Genomic DNA, 14,242 nt, shown 5'->3' on the forward strand with positions numbered 1-14,242 from the left:
GTTTTCATTATCTTTGCTAGACATTTATAACAAAACAATTAATATGAAGCCAGATTTATTTGAAGCTCCTGATTATTATAACTTGGATGAGCTTTTAACAGAAGAACATAAATTAGTACGTGATGCTGCTAGAGAATGGGTGAAGCGCGATGTATCTCCAATTATTGAAGAAGCTGCACAAAATGCAGAATTTCCTAAATCTATTATTGGAGGACTAGCAGAGATTGGTGCTTTTGGCCCGTATATTCCAGAAGAATATGGTGGCGCAGGATTGGATCAAATATCTTATGGCTTAATCATGCAGGAAATTGAACGTGGTGATTCTGGGGTTAGAAGTACAGCTTCGGTTCAATCGTCTTTAGTTATGTACCCAATTTGGAAATATGGTAATGAGGCACAACGCAACAAATATTTACCAAAATTAGCATCTGGTGAATGGATTGGTTCTTTTGGATTAACGGAACCTGATCATGGATCTAATCCTGGCGGCATGACAACAAACTTTAAAGATATGGGTGACCACTATCTTTTAAATGGTGCAAAAATGTGGATTTCCAACGCACCATTTTGTCAAATAGCTGTGGTTTGGGCTAAAAATGAAGAAGGCCGTATTCACGGATTAATTGTAGAACGCGGTATGGAAGGTTTTACAACACCTGAAACCCATAATAAATGGTCGCTTCGTGCCTCTGCAACTGGCGAACTTATTTTTGATAATGTAAAAATTCCTAAAGAGAACCTATTACCAAACAAATCTGGATTAGGCGCTCCACTTGGCTGTCTAGACTCTGCACGTTTTGGTATTGCTTGGGGAGCTATTGGAGCAGCTATGGATTGTTATGATACCGCTTTACGTTACAGTAAAGAACGTATTCAATTTGGCAAACCCATTGGACAATTTCAATTGCAACAAAAAAAATTAGCAGAAATGATTACCGAAATCACCAAAGCACAATTATTAGCTTGGAGACTTGGTGTTATGCGTGAAAACGGAACCGCAACATCTGCACAAATATCTATGGCAAAACGTAATAATGTGGAGATGGCCATTAAAATTGCACGTGAAGCACGCCAAATGTTAGGTGGCATGGGAATTACGGGTGAATATTCTATTATGCGCCATTCCATGAACCTTGAAAGTGTTATTACTTATGAAGGCACGCATGACATTCATTTACTCATTACAGGAATGGATGTTACAGGATTAAATGCTTTTAAATAATTTAATATTGCGCTGCCTGAATGTTAATCGGGCGTGATTAATATTTAAAATTTCAAGAAAATGCTTCTCATAGTTGGGAAGCATTTTTTATGCATTTTTGTTTACATTTACGTTATGATATCCAGCAAAAAACGTTTAGATAGAGCTTTACATGAGGCAAAAATCATCAAGTTTGATAATCGTTCTAAATTTGTACTATTTAGTGATTGTCACAGAGGCGACAATAGTTTTGCCGACGATTTCGCCAACAATCAAAACGCCTATTTCCATGCCTTAAAACACTATTATGCTGAAGGGTTCACTTATATTGAACTAGGTGATGGTGATGAGCTTTGGGAACACAGAACCTTCAAAACCATTTTTGAAGCGCATAAGCATGTGTATTTATTGCTCAAGGAATTCTACAAAAACAACCGATTGCATCTACTATATGGAAATCATGACATGGTTTACAAAGACCCTAATTATGTTAAAAAGCATTTATCCACTTATTTTGAACCCATAACCGGAAAGGCGGAACCTTTATTTCCTGATATTCAAATTAATGAAGCTATTGTTTTAAAGCATGAAGAAACGCAACAAGAACTTTTTTTAACCCACGGTCATCAAGCTGATTGGTGGAATTATACGTTTTGGAAATGGAGCCGATTTTTGGTTCGTGTTCTATGGAAACCCTTAAATGTGATGGGAATATCAAACCCCACAAGTCCTGCAAAAAACCGTTTGGAATTGATGCGAATTGAACGACTTATAAAAAACTGGATTACACAAAATAACAATCTGATTACCATTGTTGGGCATACCCACAGACCTCGATTTCCAGAACCAAAGGACATAGCTTTTTTTAATGATGGTTCTTGTGTTTTCCCTAGAAGTATTACTGGTATTGAAATTGAAAATGGCGAAATAGCGTTAATAAAATGGCAAATTGCAACAACGGATGATGGCACATTACGAGTTGTACGTGTGCTACTAGAAGGACCACGAAAATTAACAGATTACCAAGCTAAATAGTATAGGTTAACTTATCAATAGGAGCATGAACTGCCGATTGCTTAATGGCTTCAATTTTACGCTCCATTAATGATTTATTTAAAAACAACTCACTAATGCCAATTGTTTCGTCCGTTTTAATTTTTCTAAATTTAAAATAGGGATTGCCATATTTTGATTTTAAACGGGAAAATGCACGATCATTTTTCGAATTATGTTTTACAGTTTGAATTTTCTTAATGCAATTTGCTTTAGAAGAAAAGCCTGCACTTATAAAAACGATATGTTTGGAATCGGATTTTAATAAAAAGTGGTAAAGTCCTTTCTTATCTACAAATATTTTAAATAATGCCATAAATGACTTTTAAAGGATTAGTATTTCGGAAATAGAGAATACAAAAAATGTCAATAAGGCACAAACAATGATACAGAAAATTGGTGTTAAATCTATTCTTCTGGCGCTAATTCTACTTTTAACCCTTCCATTTCCGGTGTCATTTGGATTTGACAGCCTAAACGCGAATTATCTTTTACATTAAATGCTTCAGACAACATGGCTTCTTCATCATCTTGCTTTTCCGGTAATGGTGTATCACTTAAAACATAACATTGACAACTAGCACACATAGCCATACCGCCACAAATACCTATAGTTCCTTCTGGAGCTAACTCATAACTACGAACAACTTCCATGAGATTCATAGCCATGTCTGTAGGTGCTTCAATAGAATGAGAAACCCCATCACGGTCTATAATTGTTATATTAATATCTTGTTCCATCTTAAGTATTTTTTTTTGACAATCTAAAGGAAGTAATATTAATCGAAGGCTTTAACTACAGCCTTTGGCGCTTCTTTTCTACTACCATCAAAACCATCTACGCCAGCTACGGTTGTATACTTTAGCACATAGCGTTTTCCTGGATTTATAATTTTATAAGCTGATTGACACATGAGTGTTGCCTCATGGAAACCACATAAAATTAGTTTTAATTTACCTGGATATGTGTTAACATCTCCAATGGCAAAAATTCCGGGAATATTAGTTTGATAATCCAAGCAATTATCTACTTTAATGGCATTTTTTTCAATTTCTAATCCCCAATCGGCAATAGGACCCAATTTAGGCGATAGCCCGAAAAGCGGAATAAAATGGTCGCACTCGATTTCATATTCTGTTTCAATTTGGGTGGGTTGTGACACCACCACAGCTTGAAGTTTATTATGCCCAACCAGACCAATGACTTCAGCAGGTGTAATCAGATTTATTTTTCCTTGATTTTTTAGTTCTTGAACTTTTTCAACAGAATCCAAATGGCCACGGAATTCATTTCTACGGTGAATAAGGGTTACCTCGCTTGCTATATTGCTTAAAAATATACTCCAGTCCAATGCCGAATCGCCACCTCCCGCAATTACCACTTTTTTATCACGATAAATTTCAGGATCTTTAATCATGTATTCCACACCTTTATCTTCAAAATGTGCCAGATTATCAATTAACGGTTTTCGTGGTTCAAAACTACCCAAACCACCAGCAATAGCAACAACAGGTGCTTGATGCTGTGTTCCTTTATTGGTCGTTACAATAAAACTGCCATCTTCTTGTTTTTCTATGGTTTCGGCTCGTTCACCCAGTGTAAATCCTGGTTCAAATTGCTTGCATTGCTCCAAGAGTTTAAGTGTTAAATCGCCAGCCAAAATTTCTGGGTAAGCGGGAATATCATAAATGGGTTTTTTAGGATATAGTTCGGTACATTGCCCACCTGCTTGTGGTAATGCATCAATAAGATGACATTTTAACTTTAATAATCCAGCTTCAAAAACGGTAAATAATCCGGTTGGCCCAGCGCCAATAATAAGTATATCTGTTTTGATCATAGTCTTACCCAATTCCCTGGGAAATTCTTTTTATTCAACTTTAATTTCGGATACAAATTTCTAATAAATATATGCTACATAGTATGATATTTATCAGGTTGCCTAACCGATTGCGTAATTTGTTTGCGCTTTTAAACGAGTGCGCGTAGTAAAAGCCTGACCAACTCCTAAACGGCAGTAATCATTTAAGCTTCAACATTTATAACCTCTTGTATTTGTGGTGCATACTTTTTAATTGTCATTTCTACACCTGACTTTAAGGTCATTTGGTTTACGCTACAACCTACACATGCACCTTGCAATTGCACCTTAACAAGTTTATCATCTTCAATAGATAACAACGAAATATCGCCTCCATCACTTTGTAAAAATGGACGGATTTCATCCAGTGCCTTTTCAATGTTTAATCGTAGTTCTTCTGTGGTCATAACCTATTTTTTAACGGCTGAACATCCAGCCATGGTGGTAATTTTAATTGCTTCAGTTGGTGGTAAATCATCATTACGCTTTACTACTTCTTCAACAACATTTTGGGTCAACTTTTCAAAAGCTTTTTCAAGTGGTGTTGCTGTTTGCATGGCTGCTGGACGACCTAAATCCCCTGCTTCACGGATACTTTGCACTAATGGAATTTCACCAAGAAAACGCACATTTAAATCCGAAGCTAAATTTTTAGCACCTTCTTGACCAAATATATAATATTTATTATTTGGTAATTCCTCTGGTGTGAAATAAGCCATATTTTCTATAATCCCTAAAACGGGTACATTAATGCTTTCTTGTTGAAACATGGCGACACCTTTTTTAGCATCGGCGAGTGCCACATTTTGTGGTGTACTAACAACTACTGCTCCTGTAATAGGAAGCGATTGCATAATGCTTAAGTGAATATCTCCTGTTCCAGGTGGTAAATCAATTAACATGAAATCGAGTTCGCCCCAATGAGCATCAAAAATCATTTGATTTAATGCTTTTGCTGCCATAGGACCACGCCAAACAACCGCTTGATTTGGTTGTGTAAAAAAGCCAATGGATAAAATTTTAACACCGTAATTTTCAACGGGTTTCATTTTAGATTTTCCATCAATTGTGGTTGCTAAAGGTCTTTCATTTTCAACATCGAACATAATTGGCATGGATGGTCCGTAAATATCGGCATCCAAAACCCCAACTTTAAAACCCATTTTAGATAAGGTTACGGCTAAATTTGCCGTAACAGTAGATTTTCCTACACCTCCTTTTCCGGAAGCTACAGCTATTATATTTTTAATACCAGGAATGGCTTTTCCTTTAATTTCATTTTTAGGTTTTGCAGCTGGCACATCTACCTTCACATTAATAGTGATTTTAGCTTTTTCATAAACATGCTCATGAATAGCTTTTAGTATTTCAACTTCAGTTTTCTTTTTGGCTTGTAAGGTTGGATTGGTAATGGTAATATCTACAATAACCTCATCACCAAAGGTCATCACATTTTTTACAGCACCACTTGCCACCATATTTTGCCCTTCGCCAGGAACTGTTATGGTTTCGAGTGCCTTTAATATATCTTGTTTTTCTAATTTCATAGCCATACTATTTTGTAAAGATAAAACAGCTATTGTTTGTGTTTGTAACAATAGTTGCTTAATAGTTTATTGAGAATAATTCTAAACTACAAATATACAGTGAATTGTTTAGAATTTGAAATGCTTTAATTGAAATGATTGATGCTTGGATTTAGTTTGGTTATCGAGGTCTTTACATATATTTTTTACCTTCATTAAAAAGCAGGGAAAGCTTATAGCTCCCTCATAGGTTCCCAAAAAAGCCTATCAAAATCCTGAATTTGATTTTCAATCACCTTAACACCTTCATTTTCTAAAAGTTGTTGCATGAGGTTGGTACCATGAAAATGATGCTTACCAGTTAACAAACCTTTTCTATTTACTACGCGATGTGCCGGAACATCCTTGGTGTGCGAACCATTCATAGCATAACCAACCATTCGTGCGCTGCGTGCTGCTTCCAAATATTTGGCAATAGCACCGTAACTAGTTACACGACCATAAGGAATTAGCCTTGCCACCTCATAAACCTTCTCATAAAAATTAAGCGTTTCTAATTTCATTATAAATCCTTTAAAATATTGAAGAGCGTTACAATTGCCACCAGTCCAGTAATAATACCAATAAGATAATTCATGCTTTTTTGAGAGGCTATTTTCCGATCTTTAATTTTATCAAAAAAGATCATGTAAATATACAAAGCCACAAAAGCCCCAGAAGAGGCACCTAACACATACGAAGCAATTCCAATGTTATGAAATTCTAATACTCCAAATGACGCTAAACTAATAGCTACATAAGCTTGGAATGGAATAGGAAAGACATTTATAGACGACAAAAACATACCATGAAAAAATCGGCTTGTTTTACTCCGAACATCAACATCTTTTTTCTCTTTTTCAGTACTCTTGGCTATAAACAGAAAGTACACACTTATTATGGCGAAAATAATTAAAGCCACGATACGTAAAATTTCAATAACGTCTGGATGATTACTTAAATAGCGTGCAAAAACAGTTGCTATTAGCGCCTGAAATATAATGATTAAACAAGCGCCTAAAGAGAACATAATCCCTCGAGTCAGGTTTTCTTTTAAGCTGATTTTAGCAGCTGTCATGTTCAACAATCCTGGTGGCAATGTTGCCAAGAAAGTTGTCAGAAAACTAATAAAGAAAACAAGCGTTATATTCACTAACCTTTAATTTTAAACCGAATATACGTAATTGGTTTGTTTTGTTCTAAATATTGATTTTCGTAAAAAGTTTGTATACTCGTTACTTCCTCGGGACTTCCTTCTTGTTTATAAACATTATGATTGGCGTATAACACCTCATGACCTGCTCCATGCAGTAAACCTAATGTATAGCCATGCATAAATTCGCTATCGGTTTTTAAATTCATGACACCATCTGGTTTTAAAATGGTTTTATAACGTGCTAGAAATTCAGCATTCGTCATTCGGTGCTTGGTCCGTTTATATTTTATTTGTGGATCCGGAAACGTAATCCAAATTTCATCCACCTCGTGCGCGGCAAAAGCATGATCTATTAATTCAATCTGCGTACGCAAAAAACCAACATTAGGCATATTATTTTCAAGTGCTGTTTTAGCTCCTCGCCAAAAACGTGCACCTTTTATATCCACACCAATAAAATTCTTATGGGGATATTTTTCTGCCATCGCCGTGGTATATTCACCTTTACCACAACCTAATTCTAAAACGATAGGATGCTCATTTTTAAAAAAATCGCGATTCCAATGTCCTTTTAAGGCAAATTCTTTATTCACAAGCTCCTCACGTGTTGGTTGAACAACATTTTTAAAGGTCTCGTTTTCGTTAAAACGTCTTAATTTATTTTTACTACCCAATTTTATTGTATTGTTTAAAAAAGTTTTGACAAAATTACGTAAATATGTGGAAGTGCATATATGCTTACCTTTGTTTTTCATGGAAGAAAAAAAACACATTTTGGTTGCGCCTATAAATTGGGGACTTGGTCATGCTACTAGATGCATTCCAATTATTAAGGCACTCCTTCAGCAAAATTTTATACCCATATTGGCTAGTGATGGTGCTGCATTGACTTTACTGAAGTATGAATTCCCTGAACTTACTTGTTTAGAGTTACCCGCTTACAATATTACCTATGCAAAAAATGGGAAAAACTTTAAATACAAACTACTTAAAGATTCTCCAAAAATTTTAAAAAATATAAAGGCAGAAAAATTAGCAACCGATAAAATTATTGCCGAATATCAAATTAAAGGCCTTATTTCAGATAATCGTTTTGGTGTGTATTCACGTGACATCCCTTCGGTATTTATCACGCATCAACTGCGAGTTTTAAGCGGAAGCACCACATGGTTTAGTACTAAAATGCATAGTCATATTATAAATAAATTCACCCAATGTTGGGTTCCCGACGTTGCTGAAAGCACTAATTTAAGCGGCAAACTAGGACATACTAAAAAGCCCAATTCTAAAGTAAAATATATAGGTCCATTAAGCCGATTTGTTAAAAAAAAGCTTCCAATAAAACACGACGTTCTTGTTATTCTTTCTGGCCCCGAGCCGCAACGTCAATATTTAGAAACAAAGCTCTTGCATGAATTTGCTACATTTAATGGCCACGTAATTTTGGTAAAAGGCATTGTAGAAAGCGAAATACTAAAAAATGTTGTTGGTAATATCACGATTTACAATTATTTAACTAGTAGTTTGTTGGAAGATGCTATCAACCAAAGTCAATTAATTGTTTCAAGATCAGGTTACACAACCATCATGGATTTAGCAAAATTAGAGAAGAAAGCCTTCTTTATTCCCACTCCAGGACAATTTGAGCAAAACTATTTAGCTGAACGGTTGCAAGAAACCAATTTGGCTCCCTATTGCAAACAGGATGAATTTACCATGGACAAACTGAAGTCTGTATGCGATTACAAAGGTTTGAGTGCTTATAATTATAAGATAGATTATACCGACTTATTTAGCCTTTTCCATACTGAATGAAAACTCGCTACCCACTTCCAATTCGCTTTCCATGTAAATGCGCTCGTTATGCGCTTCAATAATATGCTTTACAATGGATAAGCCTAAACCTGATCCACCTTCTTTTCGCGAACCACTTTTATCAACGCGGAAAAAGCGTTCAAAAATTCGTGATAAATTCTCTTCGGTAATTCCTTCGCCATTATCAGTAACGCGAACAATGACTTTATTTTTAATTAAGTTTTCAATGCCAATTTCTGTGGTGCCTTTTTCTCTTCCATATTTAATGGAGTTTACAACAAGGTTAGTAATAACTTGCTCAATCCGTTCCTTATCTGCATAAACTAGAATTGCTTCCGGGTAAACTCTATCAAAAGTCAAAGTGATTTTCTTTTTGGCGGCTTTCATTTCAAGCAATTCGAAAACATTTTTAATGAGTTCAACCACATCAAAAACTTCTTTCTTTAAACTTAAATCACCCACTTCTAATTTGGTAATCATATCCAAATCTTTCACAATATAAATAAGGCGTTCTACACCTTTACTAGCCCGCTGTAAATAGCGTTTTCGAATACGTTTATCATCAATAGCACCATCTAATAAGGTTAAAATATAGCCCTGAACAGTGAATAATGGTGTTTTTAATTCATGAGATACGTTTCCTAAAAATTCTTTTCGGTATTCCTCACGAACTTTAAGCGTTTCAATTTCCAATTTCTTGTCTTTTGCATACTTATCAATTTCCTTGGTAAGCGTTGCCATATCAGTAGTTATGGGTTGTTTGGTTAAAGAAGCTGATTCTAGAAGGGTTAAATCGTCGTATATTTTTTTTACACGTCTATATATAAAGCGCTCTACGCGATATTGAATAATAACAAAGGAAACTGCTCCAAACAGTAAAACAAATGGTATAATTAGCCATGTAAATGCTTGAAGGGCAAACAAAAAAACACTCAAAAGGAGTGTTAACAATATGGTAATAAATAGCGATGTTTTAATCGCGAACTTATACGTTTTTTTTAGTTTTTGCATTAATCCACAAACTTATAACCAACACCTTTAACGGTTTTAAATGAATCGTCTCCAATTTTTTCACGTAATTTTCTAATATGAACATCTATAGTACGACCACCAACAACCACTTCATTTCCCCAGACTTTATCAAGGATATCTTCTCTTTTAAAAACTTTGCCTGGTTTTGATGCCAATAAAGATAATAATTCAAATTCTTTTCTAGGCAAAATTAGTTCCTCATCATTTAGAACAATTTTATACTCTTCCCTATTAATCACCAAATTACCAATTTCAACAATGGCTTCCGTTGGTGTATCTTCTTTGAAACGACGCAATAACGATTTCACTTTACTGATTAAAACTTTAGGTTTTATAGGTTTCGTAATATAATCATCAGCTCCTGCGTCAAATCCCGCAACTTGCGAATAATCTTCACCACGAGCAGTTAAAAAGGTTATAATAGTTTCTTTTAAATCGGGTTCTTTGCGCAGAAGCTCACAGGCTTCAATACCGTCCATTTCAGGCATCATAACATCCATTATAATCAGATGCGGCCTTACTTTTTTTGCAAGTTTTACGGCTTTCAATCCATTTTTTGCTGTAAAAATTTCATAGCCTTCAGAAGATAAATTATACCCAACTATTTCTAAAATATCTGGTTCGTCATCTACTAATAAAATTTTGATATTGCGTTTTTTCATAAAGCTCTAAACATTGACTCTTGCAAAGATAAAATTTATAAGCTGCTAAAAACCTCTAACAACTATAAATAACATTAAGGTAACCTTAAGCTTACAAGTTGATAATAATAACATGAGCTAGTTTTCATTTTTTGGCAAACTATTTGATATATTATTTTTGTATCTTTACTAATGTCATGTATTGTTGCTTATGAAAACGATTACCTATTTACTTTTTCTTTTTTTTATGCTTTTCAGCCGTATTGGCTTTGCACAATCATCAGATAAAAATGATATGATTCAGGAAGAAAACATGGAGAACTTATCCGTTTATCCAAATCCTGTTAGTCACGGTAAATTATATGTAGTTACTAAAAACAACTTAACAAAACAAGTTGAAATTTATAATGTTCTTGGTAAAAAAATTCTATCCGAAACACTTTCTGGCAAAGAATTAAACATCTCCAAAATAAAGCCAGGTATCTACATCATTAAGATTACGGAAAACAATATCAGCGCTACTAGAAAGCTGATTGTTAAATAAATATTACCTATATTATCTTAATGTAAAAAAGCAACTTATCTATTAATATTTTTAGATAAAAGGCTAATTCTACGTATATTTGTTTTTTAATTCTTTTAAAACAATTAAACATTCAATTATGAAAAAAATTTACTTTTTATTATTAACGGTTTTAATGACGATGACTTCTTTTGGTCAAGTCTTTATTACTGAACTTGCAGATCCAAATGATAATGCGGATGCTCGTTATATTGAGTTATATAATGCGGGTGCAACCGCTGTTGATTTAAGCACTTGGCGAATAGACAAATATACAAATGCTAGTGCAACGGTATCTCAAACATTAGCTTTAACTGGTACAATTCCAGCTGGTGGTTTTTACATTATTGCTACAGGACCGGAAGACTCTGTATTTCTAGACACATATGGCTTTGCCCCTAACCAATGGGACCCAGCCTCTAACGATGTTGCAGGAAGTAATGGTGATGATAATTTAGAATTATATGATGGTGCAACATTAGTTGACCAATTTGGTGTGCCTGGTGAAGATGGTACTGGAACATGTCACGAATTTGAAGATGGACGTGCAGAGAGAAAAGCATCTGTAACTTCAGGAAATCCAACTTGGGATGAATCTGAATGGAATGTTTGGGCTGATAGTACAGTTTCTGGATGTACATCTCATGTAGGTACACCTCAAGATACTGTAAATTTCGATCCGGGTAGCTGGATTGGTACTGCAACAGGCCCTTTAATTACTGTAGGTGCTGATGTAGCTGGATTAGACTATTTTGAAGGAAATGGTCCTTCTGCTGAAGATTCTTTTAGTGTTGGTGGTGTTAACTTATCAACGGATATTACCGTAACTGCGCCTTCTAACTTTGAAGTGTCATTAACGTCTGGTAGTGGTTTTACAACGTTTGTAACTGTTCCAACTGATGGTACTGGCGTTGCTGCGAGTACAATTGTTTATGTACGTTTAGCTAGTGGTTTAACCCCTGCTACGTATACAGGAAACGCTACAGCTTCTGCAGTAGGAGCTTCAGACGGTGTTGTAGCTTTATCAGGAACTGTTTCAGCTGCTAATCCTTTAGTAACGGTAACGGCCTTTGTAAATGCACTTAATTACTCAGTAGGTTCTGGTCCTTCTAACGAAGATTCCTTTTCAGTTGAAGGTTTGTTTTTAACAAACGATATTGTAGTTACTGCGCCAACAAGCTTTGAAGTTTCGTTAACTTCTGGTAGTGGTTTTGCTTCTTCAGTTTCTATTACACCTGATGGTACAGGAGCAATAGCGAGTACAGATGTATTTGTTAGACTTGCTGCTGGTTTACCTGTAAATAGCTATGCTGGTGATGTAACAGTTGCTTCCACTGGAACAACGGATCAAACCGTAGCATTATCTGGTAATGTCTTTGGTGCCGCTACAAATTCACTTGTTTTAACAGCAGTTTTTGATGGTCCTCTAGGTGGAGGAACTCCAAAAGGTGTTGAAATTTATGTTTTACAAAATGTTGCCGATTTAAGTTTATATGGCTTAGGCAGTGCTAATAATGGTGGTGGAACTGATGGACAAGAATTTACATTCCCAGCCGTTTCTGCGTCAGCTGGAGATTTTATCTATGTAGCTTCTGAAGCTGTAGAGTTCGCTAATTTCTTTGGTTTTGCTCCTGATTATACAGCTTCTGGCCCAATGGGTATTAATGGTGATGATGCTGTGGAATTATTTGAAAACGGCGTTGTTATTGATACTTTTGGTGATATTAACGTTGATGGTACAGGCGAAGCTTGGGAATATACTGATGGCTGGGCTTACAGAGTATCAGATACGGGTCCTGATGGTGGTTTTGTAATTGCTAACTGGTCGTTTAGTGGTATTGATGCTTTAGATGGCGAAACAACGAATGCTGCCGCTGTTACACCAGTGCCGGTTGGATCATACTCTAATACCTTATCAACAGATTCATTTACATCAACGACTTTCAATGTCTATCCAAACCCTTCAACAAATGGTTTTGTAAACATTTCAAGCCCGTCTGCTGAAGCTATTTCGGTAAACGTTTATGATGTATTAGGAAAGAACGTATTGAATCATACAATTTCAAATAACAGTCTTAATGTATCGTCATTAAATTCTGGGTTGTATATTTTAAGAATAACTCAAAATGGAAATTCAGTTACTAAAAAATTAGTAATTAAATAATCAACTCTATTTATAATTTTTAAAGCGCTACCAATTGGTAGCGCTTTTTTATTTTACATACTTTTGTTGTCATGATACAACCGTCTGACATTTTTAACATTAATTCCGAACAAGCATTCCAAAAACAGGCGCTTGAAGTTTTTAAATATCAGTTTGAAAACAATATCGTGTATCGTTCTTTTTGCGATTTGTTATATAAAAACCCGAGTGATATTCATCAATTCGAAGACATTCCATTCCTGCCAATTCAGTTTTTTAAGTCACATAATATTGTAAGCACAACCCATACAGTTCAAAAAATATTTACAAGTTCTGGAACTACGGGACAATCAACTAGCAAACACTTTGTAACCGACTTATCTGTATACGAACAGAGCTTTGAAACCGGTTTTGAAACCTTTTACGGTAACGTTGAAGACTATGTGGTTTTAGCCTTACTTCCGAGTTATTTGGAACGTGATGGCTCGTCATTAATATATATGGCAGATGCGTTAATAAAACAATCAAAACAGGTTGAAAGCGGTTTCTATTTAAACAATTTAGAGGCATTAAAAAATACCTTATTAAAATTAGAATCTCAAAACCGAAAGGTAATACTCATTGGTGTGTCCTTTGCGCTATTGGATTTGGTAGAATTTCATCAATTTCAATTGAAAAACACCATCGTTATGGAAACAGGTGGCATGAAAGGCAGACGCAAAGAATTGATTAGAAATGAACTTCATGATATTTTAAAAGAAGGATTCGGTGTTCTTGAAATTCATAGTGAGTATGGTATGACCGAATTATTAAGTCAGGCTTATTCCAAAGGCCATGGCATTTTTAATTGCCCACCATGGATGCGCGTTTTAACCCGTGATACAGAAGATGCCTTAACCATTCAAAAATCTGGTAAAACCGGCGGCTTAAATATAATAGATTTAGCCAATATAAATTCCTGTGCATTCCTTGCAACACAAGATTTAGGAAAAATACACACAGATGGGTCTTTTGAAATTATTGGACGCTTTGATAATTCAGATATTCGTGGATGTAATTTAATGGCTTTGTAAGGAATTGACAATTATTACGACTAAACCTATACTATGAAAAAGATTAATTTTTTTTAGTTGGTTGATTAGAAATGAAACGTCCCGAATTAATTCGGGACGTTTCTATTTATAACCTTTCTTATTTTATATCTGAACGAAC

Annotated in this window: 16 protein-coding genes; 6 read left to right on the forward strand and 10 right to left on the reverse strand. The window is 35.1% G+C overall.

The genetic code is table 11. From position 1 onward, the window contains the following. The first annotated feature begins 43 nt into the window (after positions 1-43). Together GMA17_RS11335 and GMA17_RS11340 are read left to right on the forward strand one after the other, a co-directional pair. Entirely contained in the window at positions 44-1,222 is a 1,179-nt protein-coding gene (locus GMA17_RS11335) for an acyl-CoA dehydrogenase family protein (protein WP_248396212.1), read from the forward strand. Positions 1,223-1,336: 114 nt separating this feature from the next. Further along, the gene (locus GMA17_RS11340) at positions 1,337-2,236 is read left to right on the forward strand and encodes a metallophosphoesterase (protein ID WP_248396215.1); all 900 of its coding nucleotides are present in this window, start codon (positions 1,337-1,339) and stop codon (positions 2,234-2,236) included. Here GMA17_RS11340 and GMA17_RS11345 read toward each other — a convergent pair. The 8 genes from GMA17_RS11345 to trmB form a co-directional block, all read right to left on the reverse strand. Beyond that, the gene (locus GMA17_RS11345) at positions 2,229-2,570 is read right to left on the reverse strand and encodes a DUF1508 domain-containing protein (protein WP_248396221.1); all 342 of its coding nucleotides are present in this window, start codon (positions 2,568-2,570) and stop codon (positions 2,229-2,231) included. The genes GMA17_RS11340 and GMA17_RS11345 overlap by 8 nt on opposite strands. A gap of 92 nt (positions 2,571-2,662) precedes the next feature. Further along, positions 2,663-2,995 carry a 2Fe-2S iron-sulfur cluster-binding protein gene (locus GMA17_RS11350; protein ID WP_248396225.1) on the reverse strand — a complete coding sequence of 111 codons (333 nt, stop codon included), beginning with the start codon at positions 2,993-2,995 and terminating at the stop codon, positions 2,663-2,665. Positions 2,996-3,033: 38 nt separating this feature from the next. After that, on the reverse strand, positions 3,034-4,095 hold the full coding sequence (locus tag GMA17_RS11355; protein ID WP_248396229.1) for an NAD(P)/FAD-dependent oxidoreductase: 1,062 nt from the start codon (positions 4,093-4,095) through the stop codon (positions 3,034-3,036). A gap of 185 nt (positions 4,096-4,280) precedes the next feature. Beyond that, positions 4,281-4,523 (reverse strand): NifU family protein, encoded by a 243-nt coding sequence (locus tag GMA17_RS11360; RefSeq protein WP_248396232.1) that lies wholly within the window; start codon positions 4,521-4,523, stop codon positions 4,281-4,283. A gap of 3 nt (positions 4,524-4,526) precedes the next feature. After that, entirely contained in the window at positions 4,527-5,663 is a 1,137-nt protein-coding gene (locus GMA17_RS11365; protein ID WP_248396236.1) for an Mrp/NBP35 family ATP-binding protein, read from the reverse strand. A gap of 212 nt (positions 5,664-5,875) precedes the next feature. Then, entirely contained in the window at positions 5,876-6,205 is a 330-nt protein-coding gene (locus GMA17_RS11370; protein ID WP_248396239.1) for an MGMT family protein, read from the reverse strand. Further along, entirely contained in the window at positions 6,205-6,834 is a 630-nt protein-coding gene (locus GMA17_RS11375) for a LysE family transporter (protein WP_248396242.1), read from the reverse strand. The genes GMA17_RS11370 and GMA17_RS11375 overlap by 1 nt, the downstream gene beginning before the upstream one ends. After that, complete coding sequence (trmB, locus tag GMA17_RS11380) at positions 6,834-7,511, reverse strand: tRNA (guanosine(46)-N7)-methyltransferase TrmB (protein ID WP_248396245.1); 678 nt, start codon at positions 7,509-7,511, stop codon at positions 6,834-6,836. Before trmB ends, GMA17_RS11375 begins: the two co-directional genes overlap by 1 nt. A 79-nt stretch (positions 7,512-7,590) precedes the next feature. On the opposite strand from trmB, the gene GMA17_RS11385 reads away from it, so the two are divergent. Then, entirely contained in the window at positions 7,591-8,652 is a 1,062-nt protein-coding gene (locus GMA17_RS11385) for a glycosyltransferase (protein WP_248396247.1), read from the forward strand. On the opposite strand, the gene GMA17_RS11390 is transcribed toward GMA17_RS11385, so the two are convergent. Next, positions 8,626-9,663 carry a cell wall metabolism sensor histidine kinase WalK gene (locus tag GMA17_RS11390; protein WP_248396249.1) on the reverse strand — a complete coding sequence of 346 codons (1,038 nt, stop codon included), beginning with the start codon at positions 9,661-9,663 and terminating at the stop codon, positions 8,626-8,628. The genes GMA17_RS11385 and GMA17_RS11390 overlap by 27 nt on opposite strands. Beyond that, the gene (locus tag GMA17_RS11395; protein WP_248396251.1) at positions 9,663-10,346 is read right to left on the reverse strand and encodes a response regulator transcription factor; all 684 of its coding nucleotides are present in this window, start codon (positions 10,344-10,346) and stop codon (positions 9,663-9,665) included. Before GMA17_RS11395 ends, GMA17_RS11390 begins: the two co-directional genes overlap by 1 nt. Before the next feature lie 190 nt (positions 10,347-10,536). Between GMA17_RS11395 and GMA17_RS11400 the strand changes: the two genes are divergently transcribed. The 3 genes from GMA17_RS11400 to GMA17_RS11410 all read left to right on the forward strand — a co-directional run bounded on the left by GMA17_RS11400 (position 10,537) and on the right by GMA17_RS11410 (position 14,103). Next, positions 10,537-10,869: a T9SS type A sorting domain-containing protein gene (locus GMA17_RS11400; protein ID WP_248396253.1), complete on the forward strand. Its 333-nt coding sequence runs from the start codon at positions 10,537-10,539 to the stop codon at positions 10,867-10,869. A 118-nt stretch (positions 10,870-10,987) separates the two neighbouring features. Continuing rightward, a complete protein-coding gene (locus GMA17_RS11405; RefSeq protein ID WP_248396255.1) occupies positions 10,988-13,051 on the forward strand; it encodes a lamin tail domain-containing protein in 2,064 nt (687 codons plus the stop codon). A gap of 71 nt (positions 13,052-13,122) precedes the next feature. Further along, on the forward strand, positions 13,123-14,103 hold the full coding sequence (locus GMA17_RS11410) for an acyl transferase (protein ID WP_248396258.1): 981 nt from the start codon (positions 13,123-13,125) through the stop codon (positions 14,101-14,103). Positions 14,104-14,242: the final 139 nt, after the last annotated feature.

This window comes from Bizionia sp. M204, assembly GCF_023205095.1.
Classification (GTDB): domain Bacteria; phylum Bacteroidota; class Bacteroidia; order Flavobacteriales; family Flavobacteriaceae; genus Algorimicrobium; species Algorimicrobium hallyeonense.

Excerpts from the sequence above, each read along its gene's own strand:
- GMA17_RS11335 (WP_248396212.1), top strand. The coding sequence starts at position 44 with ATGAAGCCAGATTTATTTGAAGCTCCTGATTATTATAACTTGGATGAG.
- GMA17_RS11340 (WP_248396215.1), top strand. The coding sequence starts at position 1,337 with ATGATATCCAGCAAAAAACGTTTAGATAGAGCTTTACATGAGGCAAAA.
- GMA17_RS11345 (WP_248396221.1), bottom strand. The coding sequence starts at position 2,570 with ATGGCATTATTTAAAATATTTGTAGATAAGAAAGGACTTTACCACTTT.
- GMA17_RS11350 (WP_248396225.1), bottom strand. The coding sequence starts at position 2,995 with ATGGAACAAGATATTAATATAACAATTATAGACCGTGATGGGGTTTCT.
- GMA17_RS11355 (WP_248396229.1), bottom strand. The coding sequence starts at position 4,095 with ATGATCAAAACAGATATACTTATTATTGGCGCTGGGCCAACCGGATTA.
- GMA17_RS11360 (WP_248396232.1), bottom strand. The coding sequence starts at position 4,523 with ATGACCACAGAAGAACTACGATTAAACATTGAAAAGGCACTGGATGAA.
- GMA17_RS11365 (WP_248396236.1), bottom strand. The coding sequence starts at position 5,663 with ATGAAATTAGAAAAACAAGATATATTAAAGGCACTCGAAACCATAACA.
- GMA17_RS11370 (WP_248396239.1), bottom strand. The coding sequence starts at position 6,205 with ATGAAATTAGAAACGCTTAATTTTTATGAGAAGGTTTATGAGGTGGCA.
- GMA17_RS11385 (WP_248396247.1), top strand. The coding sequence starts at position 7,591 with ATGGAAGAAAAAAAACACATTTTGGTTGCGCCTATAAATTGGGGACTT.
- GMA17_RS11390 (WP_248396249.1), bottom strand. The coding sequence starts at position 9,663 with ATGCAAAAACTAAAAAAAACGTATAAGTTCGCGATTAAAACATCGCTA.
- GMA17_RS11395 (WP_248396251.1), bottom strand. The coding sequence starts at position 10,346 with ATGAAAAAACGCAATATCAAAATTTTATTAGTAGATGACGAACCAGAT.
- GMA17_RS11400 (WP_248396253.1), top strand. The coding sequence starts at position 10,537 with ATGAAAACGATTACCTATTTACTTTTTCTTTTTTTTATGCTTTTCAGC.
- GMA17_RS11405 (WP_248396255.1), top strand. The coding sequence starts at position 10,988 with ATGAAAAAAATTTACTTTTTATTATTAACGGTTTTAATGACGATGACT.
- GMA17_RS11410 (WP_248396258.1), top strand. The coding sequence starts at position 13,123 with ATGATACAACCGTCTGACATTTTTAACATTAATTCCGAACAAGCATTC.